Consider the following 21,667-nt stretch of genomic DNA (forward strand, 5'->3'; position numbering starts at 1 on the left):
CGGGGGCTGCCTGCAGGGCGGCGTACGAGTGTCGGGGCCACTGAGTAGGCTCGCGGAATCGGCGGTGGCAGGGGGATGCATGACAGTGGCACGGGCGGGGGCCCGGCGCCTGATGGCGCGGTACTGGGGAGAGTTCTGCCGGCAGTTGGAGGGCTCACGCACGCTGTTGTTCTTCTGCATGCTCACCGGCGGCGGCCTCGGCATCGGGGGCAGCGGCTTGCTGCACTGGTGGCGGATCACGATGAGCCTGGTCGCGCTCGCTGTCGGGATCTTCGGACTCCTGGGCGTCGTCGGCTGGTTCGTACGGCTCGGGGAAATCGAACGGGAGCGCGCGGCACAGCGGCGTCGCTAAACCGGCTGCCGGGAGCGGGCAGCCGTTGGCCCCAACAACGCGAAGGACGCCGTGCCACTGGTGCATGTCACAGCAGCGATCACTGTCGCCGCCGTGCCCTCGGCGGGCAGCACCACCTGAGCCCGCCGCCGGACGACCGCCCGATCTCCTCAGTCCTGACGCCCCTCTACGGGTGCCTTCAACAGTCGCTCCAGCTCGTTCCTGGCCTCGTCGTACCCGGCGTCGGCGATCCGTTGCAGCTCGCGCAGATCGCCGGTCGCGGCCGCGCGTCGAGTGAGCAGGAACCCCGCGTGCAGGGACCCTTCGTCCAGCAGCTCACTCAGTTCCCCGAGGTCCCCGGCCGCGTCGGCCAGATCGGCCAGCCGGTCCAGGGCGGTCTCGTTGCCCTCGTCGGCCAGCTCGCGCAGGGTGTCCCGATCGATGTTCGTGTTCGTCATGACGCCATGCTGCAACCCTGCCCCTGGGGAAGGGTCAAGTGGCACGATGGCCGGGTGATCACCATCGGGCAGCTGGCCGGATACATCGGTGTATCGATCAAGACCATCCGGGTCTACCACGACAAAGGGCTGCTCCCCGAGCCCGACCGTGATGCGTCCGGCTACCGGCGGTACGGCGCGAACGACGCCATCGCCCTGGTCAAGATCCGCACTCTCGCCGAAGCAGGCGTTCCCCTGGCCCGTATCCGGGACCTGCGATCGGCGACCGCCGAGGAGTTCCAGCAGGCCCTGCGCGAGATCGACGACGAACTAACCGACCGCATTCGGAGGCTGCGGGCAACGCAGGGGCGCCTGCGCCAACTCGCCACCGGGCAGTTGGCAGCACTGCCCACCGAGGTCGGCGCCCATCTGAAGCACCTGGCCCGCTGGGGATTCACCCCTCGCTGGTTGGACCTGCAACGCGACCTGTGGATCCTCGTGTTCGCCACCCACCCGGACCACGCGATCGCCCTGTTCCACGACCAGGCCGAGACCCTGGCCGACCCTGCACTGCGCCAGCTCTTCCTCGACTACGACCACGCGCACGACCTCGCTGCCGACGATCCCCGCATCGACGACCTCGCCCGCCGGATCGTCAAGGCGACCCGACAACGCTACGGCCCCGCCGCACCACCTGAGCTGGAAGCAACCTCCGAGATCCCAGCCCTCATCCAGGGCACGGTCAACGCATCCTCCCCAGCATGGCGGCGCCTCGATACCCTCATCCGCGCACAACTGGACGCGTGACCCGACGCATCCGGGCACGGGCCCGGTTGCCTGCCGAAATCAGTCCGCCTGCGCCACAAGATCCTCCCCGGGGTACGCCTAGTCCCCCAGGCCGGCCGCAGGCAGGGACAGCACCATCGTCAGGCCGCCGCCCGGGGTGTCCTCGGGGGTGAGCGTGCCGGACATCGCTTCCGTGAGTCCGCGAGCGAGCGCGAGGCCGAGGCCCACGCCCGTGGTGTTGTCCAAGTCACCGAGCCGCTGGAACGGCACGAACGCGCGCTCGCGGTCTTCGGCGGGCAGCCCTGGGCCGCGGTCGATGACCCGTACCTCGACCCGGTCGTCAAGGCTGCTCGCGGTGAGCAGGACGGTCTCGCCCCGCGGGGTGTGGCGGGCCGCGTTGCTCAGGAGGTTGGCGACGACCCGTTCGAGGAGGGGTGGGTCGGCCAGTACGGCAGGGACGGTGTCCAGGCACTGGATGTCTGTCGCGGGTGACTCGGGCGGGAGTGAGTCCAGGGCCAGCGGCAGCACCTCCTCCAGGGCGGTGGCTCGCAGGCTCAGGTTCAGCGCCCCGGCTTGCAGGCGGCTCATGTCGAGGAGGTTGTCGATGAGTCGGGCCAGGCGAGCCATCGACTCGTCGGCGGTGGCGAGGAGTTCGTCCCGGTCCTCGTCGCTGAAGTCGACGTCGCGGCTGCGCAGGGAGGCGATGGCGGCCCATCCGGCGGCGAGCGGGGTGCGCAGGTCGTGGCCGACGGCGGCGAGCAAGGCGGTACGCATGCGGTCGGCGGCCCTGACCGGTTCGATCTCGGCGGCGGCCTCGGCCAGTTGGGCCCGCTCGACGGCGACGGTGACGTGCGCGGCGAACGCGGTCAGGACCTTGCGTTCGGAGGAGGGCAGGGGGCGGCCGCGCAGCACGAGGTGCGCCCGCTCGCCGACCGGGACCTGGACGACCGAGCCGTCGTCCGGCACGGGTTCGTCGCAGAGTTCGGCGGCGTCCATGCCGAAGGTCTCCCTGGTCCGCTCCAGCAGGGCCGGGATCGCCTGGTCGCCCCGGACGATCGACCCGGCGAGCGAGGAGAGGGTCTCGGCCTCGGCGGTGGCGCGGGCCGAGCGGCGCGAGAGCCGCAGCGAGCGGTCCACGACGGCCGCGACCGTTCCCGCGACCACCGCGAACACCACCGTGGCGAGCACGCTGTTGAGGCTGGTCAGGGTGAACTGGCCGACCGGCGGGATGAACCAGTAGTTCAGGAGCAGCGAGGCGGTGACGGAGGCGACTACGGCGGACACCACGCCACCCACGCAGGCCACCGCGACGACGGCGAGCAGGAAGAGCAGGGCTTCGCTGGTGAGGTTGAGGGCGCCTCGGGTGTGGTCGAGCAGGAAGGTGAGGGCCACCGGCAGGATCAGGCCGACGACCGGCCCCGCGATGAGCCGGCGCGTCGACAGGGTGCGTCTGCGGGAGGGCAACAGCCTTCCCCTGCCCGCCCGTTCGTGGGTGACCATGTGCACGTCGATGTCCCCGGACAGCGCGACGATCGTCTCTCCTATACCGCGCCCGGTCACGAACCGTTCCAGGCGGCCGCGGCTGCTGGTGCCCAGGACGAGCTGGGTGGCGTTCTCGGCGCGGGCGAATTCGAGGAGCGCGGTGGGGATGTCGTCGCCGACAACGGAGTGGTAGCTGCCGCCCAGGTTCTCGACCAGGGTCCGCTGCCGGGCGAGGGCAGCCGGTGAGGCCCCGCCGGCCAGGCCGTCGCTGCGCACTATGTGCACGGCGAGCAGGTCGCCGCCCACCGACCGGTCGGCGATCCGGGCCGCCCGCCGGATCAGGGTCTCACCCTCCGGGCCGCCGGTCAGGGCGACGACCACCCGCTCCCGGGTCTCCCACACCCGGTCGATGCCATGCTCGAAGCGGTACTTCTGCAACGCATCGTCCACACTGTCCGCCACCCACAGCAACGCCAGCTCCCGCAGTGCGGTGAGGTTTCCGACCCGGAAGTAGTTGGCGAGGGCGGCGTCCACCTTCTCGGGGGAGTAGATGTTGCCGTGAGCCATGCGGCGGCGCAGCGCCGGGGCGGGCATGTCCACCAGCTCGATCTCGTGGGCGCGCCGCACCACCTCGTCGGGGACGTTCTCCTGCTGCGGCACCCTGGTGATCTTCTCGACCACGTCCTTCAGGGACTCCAGGTGCTGGATGTTCACGGCGGTCACGACGTCGATCCCGGCAGCGAGCAACTCTTCGATGTCCTGCCACCGCTTGGCGTTGCGCCCGCCCGGCACATTCGAGTGCGCGAACTCGTCGACGAGCGCCACCTGGGGCCGGCGCTCCAGCACCGCGTCGAGGTCCATTTCCTCGAACTCACCGCCCCGGTAGGTGCGTTGGGTGCGGGGCAGCACCTCCAGACCAGCGAGTTTGGCCAGGGTGTGCGGGCGCTTGTGGCACTCGACGTACGCCACCACAACATCGGTGCCGCGGTCCGTGCGCCGCCGGGCCTCGTCCAGCATCCGGTAGGTCTTGCCCACCCCGGGGGCGGCCCCGAGAAAGACTTTCAGCCGACCCGGCCTGCCGGATTCCTGCCCTCCGGGAGGAATCTCGGGCTCCACCACCACAGCACACGCCTCCTCACGCCATACGCGCGCCCCGGCCTCCCGGGGAGACCGGGGGCGCCGGGGCGCGATGTGTGCTTCCGATCATCGCCGGAAATGGTTCGGCAAGGGCGGCGGACCTGCGGACATTGATGCATCTCTGACCCAAGTGCCGTCACATGAACGGGTGTTGGCCGACCGTGCGCGCCGGACGGACACGACCCGGACCCCATCGAGACGACCGCCCCCGGGCCCCTCAGAACCGATCCGGAAAGATCAACGCCGCGATCAGATAGCCCAGCAGACACACGGCGATGCACAGTCCGACGACATTCTCGACGCTCACAAGCGTTCAGCTCCCTGGCCAGGCGGTGCATGCGGTCCGTGAAGTCACATGGGGCGACTGCGACGGAAGCCGCCGGACCCGCCCCACTCAACGAAACTCCCCCTCTCCCCCTTCGGGACATGAGCCTTGACGCTTCTCTGTCGAGGAAGGGCATTTCGTTGACGAGGTCTTGATGACTCACCTGTCGGTAGGGTGAAGGCGGTGTGCCGGGAAGTCTGGTCGGCGTTCGGGCCCGACGGGCCCGAGTCATTGGGTACGGGTTCCCGGGGGCGGCATGCGCAGCGTCGGTACGGTCTTGTTTCTCGTGGTGCTCGCCAGCCTGGTGGCCACCGGCGCCCGGCGCTGGCGCATTCCCGCGCCGTCGCTCCTGGTCGTCGCGGGCCTCACGGTGGCCCTGCTGCCGGGCGCCCCGGAAATCCACGTCACACCCGAGATCATCGGCCTCGTGGTGCTCCCGCCGCTCCTGTACGCGAGCGCCGAGGAGATCTCCTGGCGTGAACTGCGCGTGGTGTGGAAGCCGGTCGGCATCCTCGCCATCGGCCTCGTCCTGGCCTCGGCGGCGATCGTCGGCTTCGTCGCCTCGGTCGTCACCCCGCTGTCCTGGCAGATGGCCCTGGTGCTCGGCGCGGTCCTGGCCAGCACCGACCCGGTGGCAGTGACCGCGCTCGGCCGACGCCTCGCGCTGCCGCCCAAGGTCCAGGTCCTCGTCCAGGCCGAGAGCCTGTTCAACGACGCCACCTCGCTCGTCCTGTTCAAGGTCGCGGTCGGCGTCGCCGTGGCCGCCTCCGCCGTCTCCTGGGGTGGTGCGGGCGGCGAGTTCGCGCTCCTCGCCGGCGGCGGCACTCTGATCGGCGCGGCCGTCGCCGGGGTGGTGGCGCTGATCCGCCGCAGAACCGAGGATCCGGTCCTGGAGACGGTCATCGCCCTGGTCACACCGTACGCGGCGTACGTGCTCGCCGAAGGCGCCCACACCTCCGGCGTGACCTCGGTCGTCGTGGCGGGCGTACTCCTCGGCGGCCGCTCCGACCGCCTGACCAGCGCCCGCATCCGCCTCCAGCTCGACGCCGTGTACGGCACGGTCGTCTTCCTGCTCGAAAGCGTGGTCTTCAGCCTCATCGGCCTCTCACTGCCCGGCCTCATACGCGAACTCGGCGACGGCGCCCGGCTGTGGCCGCTGTACGCCCTCGCCCTGGCCGCAACGCTGATCGCGGTCCGCATGCTGTGGGTCTTTCCCATGTCCGCGCTGCTCCAGCGACAGGCAGGCCGCCGCAGGACCAACTGGCGGATCCCGGCGGTCCTCTCCTGGGCCGGCACCCGGGGTGTCATGCCCCTGGCCGCCGCACTGTCCATCCCCGTCGCCACGGCGAGCGGCGCCGCGCTCCCCGGCCGCCCCCTAGTCCTCGTCCTCACCAGCTCCGTGGTGGTCGTGACCCTGGTCGTCCAGGGCTTCACACTGGCCACGGTCGTACGCCGCTCCGGCATCGCCCTCGAACCCGACCACACCGAACGCGAAGAAGCCCACGCACGTCTCAGCCTCGCCGACGCCGGAATGCGCCGCCTGGAGGAGATATCCGAACTCGAAGCCGTCCCCGACGTCGTCACCGACCGACTGCGCCGCGCCCTGCACGCCCGCCAGGAACACGCCCGCGAACGCCTCGATGACAGCGACGGCCGAACCGAGTCCGCCGATCACGTCTACCGCCAGCTGCGCCGCGACCTCATCCTCGTGGAATCCGCCGAGCTCCAGCGGCTCTACGACGACCATCGCATAAGCGACACCACCCGGCGCCGCCTCCAGCGCTCCCTCGACCTGGAAGAGGCCCGGCTCGCAGATGCCTGACCCGATCCGCGTCAGAGAGTCGTCAGGCCCGCATCAAGACTGGCCGCGGCGTGATGCGGCTCCGTCCCCGCGGGCTTACGGTCCGGCCATGGGACGAAGGACGACCAGTGACACGGCGAGGAACCGGGCGATGCCGCCCCAGCCGGTCGCGTACGACATCACCTGGGCGGGCGAGGCCCGCTCGGCCGTGGGCTACGGCACGCTGCTCTTCGCCCTGCTGGCAGCTGTCGACGAGGTGGCGGGCACGCTCACCGATGTGCGCGTCGCACTGTGGCTGGTCCTGGGCGCCCTGCTGTTCGCGGTGCTCTGGCCGGCCCGGGTATCGGCCGCCCCCGGCCTCCTCGTCTCGCGGGGCCTGTGGCGCCAGTCGGGGGTCCGCACCGACCGGCTGGTCTCGGTGCGCTGGTCCAACGGTGTCGCGCAGCGCTTGGTGCTGCGGGACGCCGACGGCAACCGGGCCGAGATCGACCCACGGGTACTGATCGCCAATCCCCCGCTGTGGGCCGTGGTCGACACCGACGCCCGCACCAGCATCGAGCGCGGCACCCTGCGCTGCGGCGAGACCGCCCTGCGGCAGATGGCGGCCCGGGTGGACCGGGAATCCGCCCGCATTGTGTTCAAGCTCTCCGGCTTGAAGTAGGCATTTCATGCTGTTTTGTGATAATTTCCTGAAACCTTGACGGGCTCTTAACGGCCAACCCGCTGTCCCGTTTCCTACGCTCACGCCGTGTTCAACGTGACCGGCGTCCTCAAGCGCCTCGTGATCGGCCGTGCCATGCGCAGCGAGGAGCTGGGTGAGACGCTGCTCTCCAAGCGGCTCGCGCTGCCGATCTTCGCCTCCGACCCGCTGTCCTCCGTGGCCTACGCGACGCAGGAGATCCTGCTCGTCCTGACCCTCGGCGGGCTGGCCTACCTCCATTTCACGCCGTGGATCGCGGCCGGGGTGGTCGCGCTGATGGCGGTGGTGGTGCTCTCCTACCGGCAGGTCGTGCACGCCTATCCGAGCGGTGGCGGCTCCTACGAGGTGGTGTCCACCAACCTCGGCCCCTCAGCTGGACTGGTGGTTGCGGCATCGCTGCTGGTCGACTACGTCATGACGGTCGCAGTGTCGGTCGCCTCCGGGGTCGACAACATCATCTCGGCCATCCCCTCGCTGGCCGAGCACCGCGTGCTCCTGGCGCTCGCTTTCGTCGCAATCCTCACGGCGATGAACCTGCGCGGCGTCCGCGAGTCGGGCCGCACCTTCGCCGCCCCGACCTACCTCTTCATCGGCGGCGTGATCATCATGGTCGCCACCGGCCTCATCCGGTACGTGCTCGGGGACGCGCCGGTCGCAGAGTCGGCCGCGTACGGCATCCAACCGGAGGCGTCCAGCGCCCATCTGACCGGGCTCGCCCTGCTGATGCTGGTGCTGCGCGCCTTCTCCAGCGGCTGTACGGCACTGACGGGCGTGGAAGCGATCTCCAACGGAGTGCCCGCCTTCCGCAAACCGAAGTCGAAGAACGCGGCGTCCACCATGGCGGCGATGGGCATCATCGCTGTGGTGATGTTCGTAGGTGTCACCACCCTCGCCATCGTCGCCAAGGTCCACATCACCCAAAACTCCTGCCAGTTGACCGGCATCGGCGGCAACTGCGAGACCTTCACGCAGAAGACAGTGATCGCCCAGCTCGCCTCTGCGGTCTTCGGCGGCGACAACTCCATCGGCTTCTTCTTCATCCAGGCCGCCACCGCCCTGGTCCTGATCCTGGCCGCGAACACCGCCTTCAACGGCTTCCCGCTGCTCTCCTCGATCCTGGCCCAGCACCGCTACCTGCCCCGCCAGCTGCACAACCGGGGCGACCGGCTCGCCTTCTCCAACGGCATCCTGGCCCTCGCCGTCGTCGCGGGCGCCCTGCTGTGGGCGTACAAGGCGGACGTCACCAGCCTCATCCACCTCTACATCCTCGGCGTGTTCACCTCCTTCACGCTCTCGCAGCTCGGCATGGTGCGGCACTGGAACCGCGCCCTGCGCACCGAACCCGACCCGGCCGCACGGCGCCGCCACCAGTCGGCGCGGGTGATCAACTCGCTGGGTGCCGTGGTCACCGCCCTGGTGCTGGTGATCGTGCTGATCACGAAGTTCACCCAGGGCGCCTGGCTCGCCGTGGTCGCCGCAGTGATCCTGTGGGTGATGATGCGGGGCATCCGGCGCCACTACGACCGCACCGCCACCGAGCTGGCCGTGGCCGACCCCCGTGACGAACTCGTCCCCCCGTCAAGGGTGTTGGGGGTCGTCCTCGTCTCGACCATCCACAAGCCGACCCTGCGAGCCCTCGCCTACGCCCGCGCCTTCAAGCCGTACCGGCTCGAAGCGCTGACGGTCGCCGTGGACAGGACCGAGACCGGCGACCTGCAGCAGCGCTGGGCCGAACTCGACATCGACATCCCCCTGAAGGTCCTGGCTTCCCCCTACCGGGAAATCACCAAGCCGGTCGTCGAATACGTCCGCACCATGCGCCGCGAGAGCCCCCGCGACGTGGTCGCCGTCTTCATCCCCGAATACGTCGTCGGCCACTGGTGGGAGAACCTCCTGCACAACCAGTCCGCCCTCTGGCTCAAGAGCCGCCTGCTCTTCACCCCGGGCGTCATGGTCACCAGCGTCCCCTGGCAGCTCACCTCCGCCGCCCACGCCGACCACCCCGCCGCCCGCGCCCCCGGCTCCGTCCGCCGCGGCGAACCAACCGCCCCCCACCACGGGAACCCGCCCGCCCGCCGCAACTGATCCCGCCCAACTGCCGTGCCTGCTGTGCGATCACGCGAACCCGTTCCCCATCCTGACCAAGGGCACGCTGGTCCTGCGCGATCTGGAGCTGTTCAAGGAAGCGGCCGCGGTGACCGATGTCGGCATCTCGGTCTCGGTCGGCTTCGTCGACCGGGAGCTGTGGCGCACGGTCGAGCCGGGCACGCCCGCCCCCGAGCGCCGTCTGGACGTCGTGCGCACCCTCACCGAGCACGGCCTGGGCTGCGGGGTCCTGATGGCCCCCGTGATCCCGTTCCTCGGCGATCATCCGGACCAGCTGCGCGCCACCGTCCGCGCGATCGCCGCCGCGGGCGCGAGCTCCGTGACCCCGCTCGTCCTCCACCTGCGGCCCAGCGCCCCCGAGTGGTTCATGGCCTGGCTCGGCCGGCACCATCCGCATCTGGTGCGCAGGTACGAACGGCTGTACGCGCAGGGCGCCTACGCACCGAAGTGGTACCAGCGCCGGATCACCGGGCAAGTCCACGAACTGGCCACGGAGTTCGGCATCGGACCGGCCCGGCGCGGCGCCTCCCGCCGCATCCCGCCTCCCCCGGCCGAGGCCGCCCTGCCGGAGCCGACGCAGCTCACGCTGCTCTGACCCGGGCGGGGGCGTCGGCCGGGCGGAGCTAGGAGCGGCCCCGGCTCGCCTCGATGCGACGCAGCGCCCAGGCCGCCGACCGGGCGAGGCGAGGCTGGGCCAGGGCCTCGGTCAGGACGTCCACCGCCCTCTTGTCACCGAGTTCGCCGAGCCCCTCGATGCAGGCGAGGGCCACCCGCCCGTAGGGAGTGTGCGGCGAGAGCAGCGGCCGCAGGGTCTTGACGAGGGCCGGTACGGACTCGGGGGCGCGCAGTGCGGTGAGCAGACGGACCGGGTGCAGGGCGTAGGCGGTGCGCAGTTCATTGGTCGCCAGGGCCGCCGCCGCGCGCGCCGTGCGCGGGTCGCCGAGCCGGGCGAGCGCGTGCGCGGCGCTCACGCACCGTTCCGGATCGCGGTGGTTGAGCAGCAGTACCAGCGATTCGAAGGCCCTGCGGTCGCCCGCGACGCCGAGCCGGAACGCGGCTATCTCCCGTGCCCAGAGCGGGCGTTGGGGCTCGGTGAGCACCGCCGCGAGCTCGCCGTGGTCGACGGTGGCGATCAGCCGCTCGAACGCCGTGGACCCGCCGCTCTCGCTCCGCACCCGGTCCACGAGCGACCGAAACTCCTCATCCATGTCCAAAACCCTATTGACCTCCGCCTCCCCGCACTGGGGCACAGGGGATTCTCTGTCCGCCGGTGAACCTGTCGCGTTGCGGCCACCCGCTCCGGGTGGCTCTCCTGTTTTCCTCCCCACCGGGGTGGGGGTCGTACGCGCGCTGCCCGGCACGGGTCCTGCCGGACGGGAACGGCACCCGCTAGCCGCACGGCTGGGGCGAGCCAGATCACATCGACTCCGGGCGTCGGGGGGCTGGCGCGCTCGTTACTCGCCAGTTAACCTCAAGTGAGCGGGTAACCCCCGCAGACTCCGGTGGCCTGGTGACGCAGCCACCGCGAGTGTTCGTCGGTTCGGCAGTTCTGTACGACGCGCCCCGGGACAGGGTCGTCGGCCCCTTGCACCACGACACAACTCCCGCACGCCGTGCGCCCGTTGGCGTATTCGAGCGCCCCCTGATGCCGGTCGCGTGCGCCCTCTCTCAGTCGTCACTCATCCCTGGAGTCCCGTGATGGACATCCCCCTGAACACTGTCGCCGTCGTCGGCCTCGGCACCATGGGCACCGGCATCGCCGAGGTCCTGGCCCGTGCGGGCCGCGAGGTCATCGGCATCGACATCAGCGAGCGCGCCGCCCGCCAGGCCGTCGTCTCGCTGGAGGCTTCCACGGCCCGTGCGGTGGCCCGCGAGCGGATCACCGAGCGGGAGCGCGGCGACATCCTCGCCCGGTTCCGCACCTTCACCGACCTCCAGGCCGCCGCCGAGGCCGAACTCGTCATCGAGGTCGTGCCCGAGTCGTACGAACTGAAGCAGCAGGTCTTCCACGCGCTCGACACCATCATCGCGCCCACCGCGATCCTGGCGACCGGCACCAACGCGCTCTCGGTTACCCGGCTCGCCGCCGACTCCGCACACCCCGAGCGCGTCCTCGGCCTGCACTTCTTCAACCCGGCACCCGCGATGAAGCTCGTCGAGATCGTCTCGTCCGTGCTCACCGCTCCCCCGGCCGTCGACGCGGTCACCGCGCTCGCCCTCGACCTCGGCAAGGAGCCCGTCGCGGTCGGCGACCGCCCCGGCTTCGTCGCCGACGGGCTGCTCTTCGGCTACCTCAACCAGGCCGCCGCGATGTACGAGTCCAAGTACGCCTCGCGCGAGGACATCGACGCCGCGATGAAGCTGGGCTGCGGGCTGCCGATGGGCCCGCTCGAACTGCTCGACCTGATCGGCATCGACACCGCCCGCACCGTCCTGGAGGCGATGTACTCCGCCTCGCACGACCGGCTGCACGCGCCCGCGCCGATCCTCGGCCAGCTCACCGAGGCCGGGCTCACCGGCCGCAAGAGGGGCCGCGGCTTCTACACGTACGAGGCCGAGGGCAGCTCGGTCGTGGTGGCGGACGCCCAGACTCCCGCGGGCATCGCGGGCGCGGGCGGCGGCCGCACCATCCGCTCGGTCGGCGTGGCCGGCTCGGGGACGATGGCGTCCGGTATCGCGGAGGTCTTCGCCAAGGCCGGGTACGACGTGGTGCTCGCCGCGCGCAGCCTGGAGAAGGCGGAGACCGCCAAGTCCCGTATCGCCAAGTCGCTTTCGCGCTCCGTCGAGAAGGGCCGGCTCACCGAGGAAGCCCGTGAGGAGACCCTGAACCGGATCTCGGCCGCCGGCGCCCTGGAGTCGTTCGCCGAGGTCGACCTCGCGGTCGAGGCGGTGGCCGAGGACCTGGAGGTCAAGCAGCAGCTCTTCGCCACCCTCGACAAGATCTGCAAGCCGGGCGCGGTGCTCGCCACCACCACCTCCTCGCTGCCCGTCGTCGCCTGCGCCCGCGCCACCTCGCGCCCGCAGGACGTCATAGGGATGCACTTCTTCAACCCGGCACCCGCGATGAAGCTGGTCGAGGTGGTCCGTACGGTGCTCACCTCCGACGAGGTCCACGCCACCGTCCGCGAGGTCACCGCGAAGATCAAGAAGCACCCGGTGGACTGCGGCGACCGCGCCGGGTTCATCGTCAACGCGCTGCTCTTCCCGTACCTCAACAACGCGATCAAGATGGTGCAGGAGCACTACGCGACGCTGGACGACATCGACGCCGCGATGAGGCTGGGCGGCGGTTACCCGATGGGCCCGTTCGAGCTTCTGGACGTGGTCGGTCTCGATGTCTCGCTGGCCATCGAGAAGGTGCTGCACGCCGAGTTCCGCGACCCGGGCCTGGCGCCCGCGCCGCTGCTCGAACACCTCGTCGCGGCGGGCTGCCTGGGCCGCAAGACGGGCCGCGGATTCCGCGAGTATGCCCGGCGCTGATCCCGACGCGGGCTGGGGCGGGCTGCTGCAACCTCCGGGCAGCCCGCCCCCTGGGACGCGACTTCCTGCACATATGCAGTACGTTCGGTCCATGCCCCAGCCAGCCAGGTCCTCCCGTACACATGCTGTGCCCGACGCCCCGGAAAGTGCCGCGGGCAGCCGGGCGGCCGCCCAGCGCCTCAAAATGCGCCGGGAGCTGGCGGCCGCGGCGATGGAGCTGTTCTCCGCGAAGGGCTACGAAGCCACCACCGTCGACGAGATCGCGGCCCGCGCCGGGGTGGCCCGGCGCACCTTCTTCCGCCACTTCCGCTCCAAGGAAGAGGCGATCTTCCCGGACCACGACGACACCCTGGTGCGGGCCGAGGCGGTGCTCAACGCCGCGCCGCCGCACGAGCATCCGCTGGACACCGTGTGCCGGGGCATCAAGGAAGTCATGCGGATGTACGCGGCCTCCCCCGCGGTCTCGGTGGCGCGCTACAAGCTGACCCGCGAGGTGCCGACCCTGCGCGAGGCCGAGATCGCCTCGGTCGCCCGCTACGAGCGCCTCTTCACCCGCTATCTGCTCGGCCACTTCGACGAGCACGACCACCAGCCGGGGAACGACGACCCGCTGCTCGCCGAGGTCGCCGCGTCCGCCGTCGTCACCGCGCACAACCACGTACTGCGCCGCTGGCTGCGGGCCGGCGGCCAGGGCGATGTGGAGACCCAGCTCGACCACGCCTTCGCCATCGTCCGCGACACCTTCGGGTCGGGGATAGGAGCGGGCCGCACGGCCGAGCCGAAGCCCGCCGCGGCCACCGTGTCGACCAGTGACGAGGTGCTGGTCGCGGTGGCCCGCACGGACGCTCCGCTGGAGGAGATCATGCAGAGCATCAAGCAGGCCCTGAAAAACCGGTAGCCGGCGTTCCGCCCCGATGGCCGCATCCCTCACCGAGGGATGCGGCCATCGGCGTATCCGCTGACCTGCAACGATCGATCATCGCTCATCTGCGCAGGTCATTACGCAACTGAGAGAAATTGTTGGCACGCAGTGCCTTGTCAGTTGGCACGGGGTGTCATACGTTGATGTTGTCCGGGCGGCCGGCGTGCAGAGATCTCTCGTACGTCGGCTGTCCCCACAAGCCATCACAGGCGCGTGCGCCCGGACGCCTGCGTCACAGGCAACCCTCCCGCGCCCACCCGGCGCTGCCGTACTTGCACCACACCGCCGAACCGACGGCACACCTCCACAGCACCACCCCCGAAGACCCTCAACGCCCCCTACGGGCGCTTCGACGGAGGCAACACCGTGAAGGAAATCCTGGACGCGATCCAGTCGCCGGAGTCCACCTCCGCCGACTTCGCCGCTCTGCCGCTCCCCGAGTCGTACCGCGCGATCACCGTGCACAAGGACGAGACGGAGATGTTCGCCGGGCTCAGCACCCGCGACAAGGACCCCCGCAAGTCCCTGCACCTGGACGAGGTGCCGATCCCCGAACTCGGGCCGGGCGAGGCCCTGGTGGCCGTCATGGCCTCCTCGGTCAACTACAACTCGGTCTGGACGTCGATCTTCGAGCCGGTGTCCACCTTCAGTTTCCTGGAGCGCTACGGCAAGCTCAGCGAGCTCACCAAGCGCCATGACCTGCCGCACCACATCATCGGCTCCGACCTCGCGGGCGTCGTGCTGCGCACCGGCCCCGGCGTCAACGCCTGGCAGCCGGGCGACGAGGTCGTGGCGCACTGCCTGTCGGTCGAGCTGGAGTCCTCCGACGGCCACAACGACACGATGCTCGACCCCGAGCAGCGCATCTGGGGCTTCGAGACCAACTTCGGCGGCCTCGCCGAGATCGCCCTCGTCAAGTCCAACCAGCTCATGCCCAAGCCGCGGCACTTGAGCTGGGAGGAGGCGGCGGCTCCCGGTCTGGTCAACTCGACCGCGTACCGCCAACTGGTCTCCCGCAACGGCGCCGGCATGAAGCAGGGCGACAACGTCCTGATCTGGGGCGCCAGCGGCGGACTCGGCTCCTACGCCACGCAGTTCGCGCTCGCGGGCGGCGCCAACCCGATCTGTGTGGTGTCCTCGCCGCAGAAGGCGGACATCTGCCGCTCCATGGGCGCCGAGGCGATCATCGACCGCAACGCCGAGGGCTATAAGTTCTGGAAGGACGAGCGGACCCAGGACCCGAAGGAGTGGAAGCGCTTCGGTAAGCGCATCCGCGAATTCACCGGCGGCGAGGACATCGACATCGTCTTCGAGCACCCCGGCCGCGAGACCTTCGGCGCGAGCGTCTACGTCACGCGCAAGGGCGGCACCATCACCACCTGCGCCTCCACCTCGGGCTACATGCACGAGTACGACAACCGCTACCTGTGGATGTCCCTGAAGCGCATCATCGGCTCGCACTTCGCCAACTACCGCGAGGCCTGGGAGGCCAACCGCCTGGTGGCCAAGGGCAAGATCCACCCGACCCTCTCCAAGGTGTACTCCCTGGAGGACACCGGGCAGGCCGCCTACGACGTGCACCGCAACCTGCACCAGGGCAAGGTCGGCGTGCTCGCGCTCGCCCCCCGCGAGGGCCTCGGCGTCAGCGACCCCGAACTGCGCGCGCAGCACATCGACGCCATCAACCGCTTCCGCAACATCTGAGGCGGGGAAGTCTCATGACAGAGCGTCAGAAGGATCGGCCGTGGCTCATGCGGACGTACGCGGGTCACTCGACCGCCGAGGCGTCCAACGAGCTCTACCGCCGCAACCTCGCCAAGGGTCAGACGGGTCTGTCGGTCGCGTTCGACCTTCCGACGCAGACCGGATACGACCCCGACCACATCCTCGCCCGCGGCGAGGTCGGCCGGGTCGGGGTCCCGGTGTCCCATCTCGGTGACATGCGGCGGCTGTTCCAGGACATCCCGCTGGAGCAGATGAACACCTCCATGACGATCAACGCCACCGCGATGTGGCTGCTCGCCATGTACCAGGTGGTCGCCGAGGAGCAGGGCGCGGACATCACCAAGCTCCAGGGCACCACCCAGAACGACATCGTGAAGGAGTACCTCTCGCGCGGGACGCACGTCTTCCCGCCGGGGCCTTCGCTGCGCCTGACGACGGACATGATCTGCTACACCGTCAACAACATCCCCAAGTGGAACCCCATCAACATCTGCAGCTACCACCTGCAGGAGGCGGGAGCCACCCCGGTCCAGGAGATCGCGTACGCGATGTCCACCGCGATCGCCGTGCTCGACTCGGTGTTCGCCTCCGGGCAGATCCCCGAGGACCGCAAGGGCGATGTGGTCGCCCGCATCTCCTTCTTCGTGAACGCGGGCGTCCGCTTCGTCGAGGAGATGTGCAAGATGCGCGCCTTCGGCCGCATCTGGGACAAGATCACGCGGGAGCGGTACGGCATCGAGGACGCCAAGCAGCGCCGCTTCCGCTATGGCGTGCAGGTCAACTCGCTCGGCCTGACCGAGGCGCAGCCGGAGAACAACGTCCAGCGGATCGTGCTCGAAATGCTGGCCGTGACCCTCTCGAAGGACGCCCGCGCCCGCGCCGTCCAACTCCCCGCCTGGAACGAGGCGTTGGGCCTGCCGCGCCCCTGGGACCAGCAGTGGTCGCTGCGCATCCAGCAGGTCCTGGCCCACGAGAGCGACCTGCTGGAGTACGAGGACATCTTCGAGGGCTCGCACGTCATCGAGGCCAAGGTGAGCGCCCTGGTCGAGGAGTGCCTCGCCGAGATCGGCCGGATCCAGGAGATGGGCGGGGCGCTCGCCGCCGTCGAGTCGGGCTACCTCAAGTCGCAGCTCGTCTCCTCGCACGCCGAACGCCGGGCCCGCATCGAGTCGGGCGAGGAGAAGATCGTCGGCGTCAACTGCTACGAGTCGACCGAACCCAACCCGCTCACCGCCGACCTGGACGCCGCGATCATGACGGTCGACCCGGCGGTCGAGGCCCGTGTCGTCGCCGCGCTCCAGGACTGGCGCGAGACCCGCTACCAGCCGCCCTTCAACCACCCGCGCCCCTGCAAGGCGCTGGAGAAGCTGAAGGAGGCGGCCCAGGGCACCGGCAACCTCATGGAGGCGACCTTGGAGTGCGTGCGCTCGGGGGTCACCACCGGCGAGTGGTCCGAGGCGCTGCGGGAGGTGTTCGGCGAGTTCCGGGCGCCGACCGGCGTCTCCTCCGCCCCGGTGGCGGTCACCGCCGAGGCAGGCACGCCGCTCGCCGTGGTCCGCGAGAAGGTGGCGCGGACCGCCTCGGAGCTCGGCTCGGGGCGGCTGCGCCTGCTGGTCGGCAAGCCGGGCCTGGACGGGCACTCCAACGGCGCCGAGCAGATCGCGGTGCGCGCGCGGGACGCCGGCTTCGAGGTGGTCTACCAGGGCATCCGGCTGACCCCCGAGCAGATCGTGAGCGCCGCCCTCGCCGAGGACGTGCACTGCGTCGGTCTGTCCATCCTGTCCGGCTCGCACGCCGCGCTGGTCCCGGACGTCCTGGTACGTCTGCGGGACGCGGGCGCGGCCGACATCCCGGTGATCGCGGGCGGGATCATTCCGCCGGCGGACGCGGAAGACCTGCGCGCGGCGGGCGTCGCCGCCGTCTTCACCCCCAAGGACTTCGGAATCACGGAGATCATCGGCCGTATCGTCGACGAGATCCGGAAAGCGAACAAGCTCGACCCGTTGGAGGTCCCCGCATGAGCACCCCTGTCACCCCCGTCAACCGGCTCCGCCCTCGCCGCTCCTGCCTCGCGGTCCCCGGGTCGAACCCGCGCTTCCTGGAGAAGGCCCAGGGTCTGCCGGCCGACCAGGTCTTCCTCGACCTGGAGGACGCGTGCGCCCCGCTCGCCAAGCCGGAGGCGCGGCACACCATCGTCAAGTTCCTCAACGAGGGCGACTGGACGGGCAAGACTCGTGTGGTGCGCGTCAACGACTGGACGACCGAGTGGACGTACCGCGATGTCGTCACGGTGGTGGAGGGCGCCGGGCAGAACCTGGACTGCATCATGCTGCCGAAGGTCCAGGACGCCCAGCAGGTCGTGGCCCTGGACCTGTTGCTGACCCAGATCGAGAAGACGATGGGCTTCGAGGTCGGCAAGATCGGCATCGAGGCGCAGATCGAGAACGCCAAGGGCCTGAACAACGTCAACGCGATCGCCGAGGCCTCGCCGCGTACCGAGACGATCATCTTCGGGCCGGCCGACTTCATGGCGTCCATCAACATGAAGACGCTGGTCGTGGGCGAGCAGCCGCCCGGGTACGGCGCGGACGCCTACCACTACATCCTGATGAAGATCCTGATGGCCGCGCGCGCCAACGACCTCCAGGCGATCGACGGCCCCTACCTCCAGATCCGCAACGTGGACGGCTACCGCGAGGTCGCCAAGCGTGCCGCGGCGCTCGGCTTCGACGGCAAGTGGGTGCTGCACCCGGGCCAGGTCGAGGCGTCGAACGAGATCTTCTCGCCCTCGCAGGAGGACTTCGACCACGCCGAGCTCATCCTGGACGCGTACGAGTACTGCACGTCCGAGGCGGGCGGCAAGAAGGGCTCGGCGATGCTGGGCGACGAGATGATCGACGAGGCCAGCCGCAAGATGGCCCTGGTCATCTCCGGCAAGGGGCGGGCTGCGGGCATGCGGCGCACGTCGAAGTTCGAGATCCCGGAGGCGTGAGCACCATGCAGTTTGGCCGCACCTATGAAGAGTTCGAAGTCGGCGCCGTCTACAAGCACTGGCCCGGAAAGACGGTCACCGAGTACGACGACCACCTCTTCTGTCTGCTCACCATGAACCACCACCCGCTCCACATGGACTCCAACTATGCGGAGAAGACGACCGACTTCAAGAAGAACGTCGTCGTGGGCAACTACATCTACTCGCTGCTGCTCGGCATGAGCGTGCCGGACGTGTCCGGCAAGGCGATCGCCAACCTGGAGGTCGAGTCGCTCAAGCACGTGGCGCCCACCTTCCACGGCGACACGATCTACGGCGAGACGACGGTGCTCGACAAAACCCCGTCCAAGTCCAAGAGCGACCGCGGGATCGTCTATGTCGAGACCAAGGGCTACAAGCAGGACGGCACTTTGGTCTGCGTCTTCCGGCGCAAGGTGATGGTGCCGACCGAGACGTACATCAAGGAGCGCGGCGGCGAGCAGCCCGGCCGCCCCGAGCTCATTGAGCCCGCCAAGAAGACGGAGAAGTAGCCATGGCCCGTCTCGCGCAGACCGCCGGTCTGACCGACGTCCAGCAGGAAATCCTGGCCACCGTACGGGACTTCGTCGACAAGGAGATCATTCCGGTCGCGACCCAGCTGGAGCACAAGGACGAGTACCCGACGCAGATCGTCGAGGGGCTCAAGGAGTTGGGCCTGTTCGGCCTGATGATCCCCGAGGAGTACGGGGGCCTGGGTGAGTCGCTGCTCACCTACGCACTGTGCGTCGAGGAGATCGCGCGTGGCTGGATGTCGGTGTCCGGCATCATCAACACGCACTTCATCGTGGCGTACATGCTCAAGCAGCACGGCACCCAGGAGCAGAAGGACACCTTCCTGCCGCGGATGGCGCTCGGCGAGGTGCGCGGCGCGTTCTCGATGTCCGAGCCGGCGCTCGGCTCGGACGTGTCGGCGATCACGTCCAAGGGTGTCAAGGACGGCGAGGAGTACGTCCTCAACGGCCAGAAGATGTGGCTGACCAACGGCGGAACGTCGTCCTTGGTGGCCGTTCTGTGCCGGAGTGACGAAGGACACCCCGAGGGGACCGCGCCCCACAAGTCGATGACGACCTTCCTCGTGGAGAAGGAGCCGGGTTTCGGAGAGGTCCGCCCCGGTCTGACCATTCCCGGCAAGATCGACAAAATGGGATACAAGGGCGTCGACACCACCGAGCTGATCATGGACGGCCTGCGGGTTCCGGCCAATCGCGTGCTCGGCGGGGTCACCGGCCGAGGGTTTTACCAAATGATGGACGGCGTCGAAGTCGGCCGCGTCAACGTCGCGGCACGTGGTTGCGGAGTCGCTCAGCGTGCATTTGAGCTCGGTGTCTCCTATGCCCAGCAACGTCACACTTTCGGCAAGCCGATCGCCCAGCACCAGGCCATTCAGTTCAAGCTCGCCGAGATGGCTACCAAGGTCGAAGCCGCCCATGCAATGATGGTCAACGCAGCACGCAAAAAGGACTCCGGGGAGCGAAACGACCTCGAAGCAGGGATGGCGAAGTACCTCGCCTCCGAGTACTGCAAGGAGGTGGTGGAAGACGCCTTCCGTATCCACGGCGGCTACGGCTTCTCCAAGGAGTACGAGATCGAGCGCCTGTACCGCGAGGCGCCGATGTTGCTCATCGGTGAGGGTACCGCCGAGATCCAGAAAATGATCATCGGTCGCCGGCTTCTCGAGGAGTACCGGTTCCAGGGTTGATTGCCGCTTTTAGGTCGGTTTGGCCGCGAAGAAGATCACACCCTGTCATCGCCTTCCGGCCGCCGACTCGGCTTCTGGCTTGCCCAGTTGCGGCTCGCAACCGATACCATCGCCGGTAAACCAGCCGCCGTCCCCCGTTGCCAGCGCGGCATCATCCGCTACGAAGGTCATCCATGCCCCACAGCCAAACCTCTGCACCACGCGACGGCTTCCTCAAGGGACGCCTTGCTCGCGGAGCCTCGCCGTGGCTTCTGCCGACCGTCGCCACCGCTGCCATCAGCCTGGCCCGATCCCGCCGCTCCAAGGGCGCCGCGATCGTCGCCGTGCCCACCACCGTCCTCGCGGCGGGCATGCTGTGGTTCTTCCGCGACCCCGAGCGTGAGATCACGCAGGGGCGGGTCATCTCTCCCGCCGACGGTGTGGTGCAGAGCATCATGCCGTGGAAGGACGGACGCACCCGCGTCGCGATCTTCATGAGCCCGCTGAACGTCCACGTCAACCGCGCGCCCCTCGCGGGCACGGTGACGTCCGTGGAGCACATCCCCGGTGGCTTCGTTCCGGCGTTCAACAAGGAGAGCGAGAACAACGAGCGCGTTGTCTGGCACTTCGACACCGAGCTCGGCGACATCGAGATGGTGCAGATCGCCGGTGCGGTCGCGCGCCGCATCGTGCCGTACATCCCCCAGGGCACCAAGGTGGAGCAGGGCGAGCGCATCGGCCTCATCCGCTTCGGCTCGCGGGTCGACATCTACCTCCCCGAGGGTGTCGAGGTCGCGGTCGAGGTCGGTCAGGCGACCACGGCGGGGGTGACTCGAATTGACCGTGATTGATCCCGAGACACAGGCCGGCTGGGTCCCCGAGGCGGAGTCCGAGGACGACGTCGAGGAGATGCCCCTGTCGCTGCGGCTGTCGATAGCGGACACCCTCACACTGGGCAACGCCACGTGCGGATTCATGGCGGTGTACTTCACCACCACGGGCATCCTCATCCCGCACCTGTCCGGCAGCCAGGAGACGGGCATGGCGCGGCACTCCGCCGCGACCGCCGTGATCCTGATGCTGCTCGCGGCGATCTTCGATCTCTGCGACGGTCTCGTCGCCCGCAAGCTGCGCAGCTCCCCGATGGGTGCCGAGCTGGACAACCTCTCCGACCTGATCAGCTTCGGGCTCGCCCCGGCCTACTTCGTGCTCGTTTACGGAATGGTCGCGGACGACGCCCACCAGCGGGTCGCCGCGGTCGCCGCGATCACGGTGCTGCTCGCCGTGGTGCTCAGACTCGCGCGCTTCTCGTGCGTGACGATGAAGGACGGCATGTTCCAGGGCATGCCGAGCCCGTTCGGCGCGCTCACGGTCGTCTCGATCGTCCTGCTTGAGCTGCCGTTCGTCCCGACGCTGCTCGCCGTGATCGGCGTCGCCTGGCTGATGGTGAGCCGGGTCGAGTACCCCAAGCCGCGGGGCGTCCTCGCGGTGGCGATGCTCAGCTGGATCATCGGTGCGATGGGGCTGCTCGCGGCGTGGGCGTTCGACGCCCCCGGCGGTCAGATGCTGCTCCAGACCGGCTGTGCGCTCCAGATCGTCCTGGCCGCCACCATCCCCCTCTTCGCGACGGCCCGGCGGGTGAACAGCTTCCGCGACAACCGCCGTGAGGCGCGGGCGGCGCAGCTGCCGTAGGCGCTCACACTGCTCGGCAAAGGGGCCCAGGGTT

The 21,667-nt window shown here is 69.4% G+C and carries 18 protein-coding genes and 1 pseudogene; 15 read left to right on the forward strand and 4 right to left on the reverse strand.

What is annotated here, in order from left to right; all coding sequences use genetic code 11:
• Positions 1–79: 79 nt before the first annotated feature.
• Positions 80–352 carry a hypothetical protein gene (locus OG522_RS07630; protein WP_329462179.1) on the forward strand — a complete coding sequence of 91 codons (273 nt, stop codon included), beginning with the start codon at positions 80–82 and terminating at the stop codon, positions 350–352.
• A 149-nt stretch (positions 353–501) separates the two neighbouring features.
• Here the strand turns inward: OG522_RS07630 and OG522_RS07635 are convergent, their stop codons facing one another.
• On the reverse strand, positions 502–789 hold the full coding sequence (locus OG522_RS07635) for a hypothetical protein (protein WP_329462180.1): 288 nt from the start codon (positions 787–789) through the stop codon (positions 502–504).
• A gap of 54 nt (positions 790–843) precedes the next feature.
• Between OG522_RS07635 and OG522_RS07640 the strand changes: the two genes are divergently transcribed.
• Positions 844–1,575 (forward strand): MerR family transcriptional regulator, encoded by a 732-nt coding sequence (locus tag OG522_RS07640; RefSeq protein ID WP_329462181.1) that lies wholly within the window; start codon positions 844–846, stop codon positions 1,573–1,575.
• A 78-nt stretch (positions 1,576–1,653) separates the two neighbouring features.
• Here OG522_RS07640 and OG522_RS07645 read toward each other — a convergent pair whose 3' ends face one another.
• Both OG522_RS07645 and kdpF read right to left on the reverse strand, forming a co-directional pair.
• Positions 1,654–4,155 (reverse strand): ATP-binding protein, encoded by a 2,502-nt coding sequence (locus OG522_RS07645; RefSeq protein ID WP_443074818.1) that lies wholly within the window; start codon positions 4,153–4,155, stop codon positions 1,654–1,656.
• A gap of 235 nt (positions 4,156–4,390) precedes the next feature.
• A complete protein-coding gene (gene kdpF / locus OG522_RS07650; RefSeq protein WP_329462184.1) occupies positions 4,391–4,480 on the reverse strand; it encodes a K(+)-transporting ATPase subunit F in 90 nt (29 codons plus the stop codon).
• A gap of 274 nt (positions 4,481–4,754) precedes the next feature.
• On the opposite strand from kdpF, the gene OG522_RS07655 reads away from it, so the two are divergent.
• The 4 genes and pseudogenes from OG522_RS07655 to OG522_RS07670 form a co-directional block, all read left to right on the forward strand.
• Positions 4,755–6,320, forward strand: coding sequence for a Na+/H+ antiporter (locus OG522_RS07655; RefSeq protein WP_329462185.1), 1,566 nt, complete (start codon positions 4,755–4,757; stop codon positions 6,318–6,320).
• Positions 6,321–6,408: 88 nt separating this feature from the next.
• The gene (locus OG522_RS07660) at positions 6,409–6,960 is read left to right on the forward strand and encodes a hypothetical protein (protein WP_329462186.1); all 552 of its coding nucleotides are present in this window, start codon (positions 6,409–6,411) and stop codon (positions 6,958–6,960) included.
• Between the two features lie 135 nt (positions 6,961–7,095).
• Complete coding sequence (locus OG522_RS07665) at positions 7,096–9,084, forward strand: APC family permease (protein WP_443074819.1); 1,989 nt, start codon at positions 7,096–7,098, stop codon at positions 9,082–9,084.
• 22 nt (positions 9,085–9,106) lie between these two features.
• Positions 9,107–9,700, forward strand: a pseudogene (locus OG522_RS07670) (Rv2578c family radical SAM protein); the annotation flags it as partial.
• A gap of 28 nt (positions 9,701–9,728) precedes the next feature.
• Here the strand turns inward: OG522_RS07670 and OG522_RS07675 are convergent.
• Complete coding sequence (locus tag OG522_RS07675) at positions 9,729–10,313, reverse strand: adenylosuccinate lyase (RefSeq protein ID WP_329462188.1); 585 nt, start codon at positions 10,311–10,313, stop codon at positions 9,729–9,731.
• A gap of 490 nt (positions 10,314–10,803) precedes the next feature.
• On the opposite strand from OG522_RS07675, the gene OG522_RS07680 reads away from it, so the two are divergent.
• The 9 genes from OG522_RS07680 to pssA all read left to right on the forward strand — a co-directional run bounded on the left by OG522_RS07680 (position 10,804) and on the right by pssA (position 21,633).
• On the forward strand, positions 10,804–12,585 hold the full coding sequence (locus OG522_RS07680; RefSeq protein WP_329462189.1) for a 3-hydroxyacyl-CoA dehydrogenase family protein: 1,782 nt from the start codon (positions 10,804–10,806) through the stop codon (positions 12,583–12,585).
• A 91-nt stretch (positions 12,586–12,676) separates the two neighbouring features.
• Entirely contained in the window at positions 12,677–13,483 is an 807-nt protein-coding gene (locus tag OG522_RS07685; RefSeq protein WP_329462190.1) for a TetR family transcriptional regulator, read from the forward strand.
• A gap of 390 nt (positions 13,484–13,873) precedes the next feature.
• Entirely contained in the window at positions 13,874–15,211 is a 1,338-nt protein-coding gene (gene ccrA, locus OG522_RS07690) for a crotonyl-CoA carboxylase/reductase (RefSeq protein ID WP_329462191.1), read from the forward strand.
• 14 nt (positions 15,212–15,225) lie between these two features.
• Positions 15,226–17,253: a protein meaA gene (locus tag OG522_RS07695; protein ID WP_329462192.1), complete on the forward strand. Its 2,028-nt coding sequence runs from the start codon at positions 15,226–15,228 to the stop codon at positions 17,251–17,253.
• Positions 17,250–18,224, forward strand: a complete 975-nt coding sequence (locus OG522_RS07700; protein WP_329462193.1) for an HpcH/HpaI aldolase/citrate lyase family protein — start codon at positions 17,250–17,252, stop codon at positions 18,222–18,224. Before OG522_RS07695 ends, OG522_RS07700 begins: the two co-directional genes overlap by 4 nt.
• A 5-nt stretch (positions 18,225–18,229) precedes the next feature.
• Entirely contained in the window at positions 18,230–18,754 is a 525-nt protein-coding gene (locus OG522_RS07705; RefSeq protein WP_329467514.1) for a MaoC family dehydratase, read from the forward strand.
• Positions 18,755–18,756: 2 nt separating this feature from the next.
• Complete coding sequence (locus tag OG522_RS07710; protein WP_329462194.1) at positions 18,757–19,962, forward strand: acyl-CoA dehydrogenase family protein; 1,206 nt, start codon at positions 18,757–18,759, stop codon at positions 19,960–19,962.
• A 173-nt stretch (positions 19,963–20,135) separates the two neighbouring features.
• Positions 20,136–20,792, forward strand: a complete 657-nt coding sequence (locus OG522_RS07715; RefSeq protein ID WP_329462195.1) for a phosphatidylserine decarboxylase — start codon at positions 20,136–20,138, stop codon at positions 20,790–20,792.
• Entirely contained in the window at positions 20,779–21,633 is an 855-nt protein-coding gene (pssA, locus tag OG522_RS07720; RefSeq protein ID WP_329462196.1) for a CDP-diacylglycerol--serine O-phosphatidyltransferase, read from the forward strand. Before OG522_RS07715 ends, pssA begins: the two co-directional genes overlap by 14 nt.
• Positions 21,634–21,667: the final 34 nt, after the last annotated feature.

The sequence above is a fragment of the Streptomyces sp. NBC_01431 genome, assembly GCF_036231355.1.
GTDB lineage: Bacteria > Actinomycetota > Actinomycetes > Streptomycetales > Streptomycetaceae > Streptomyces.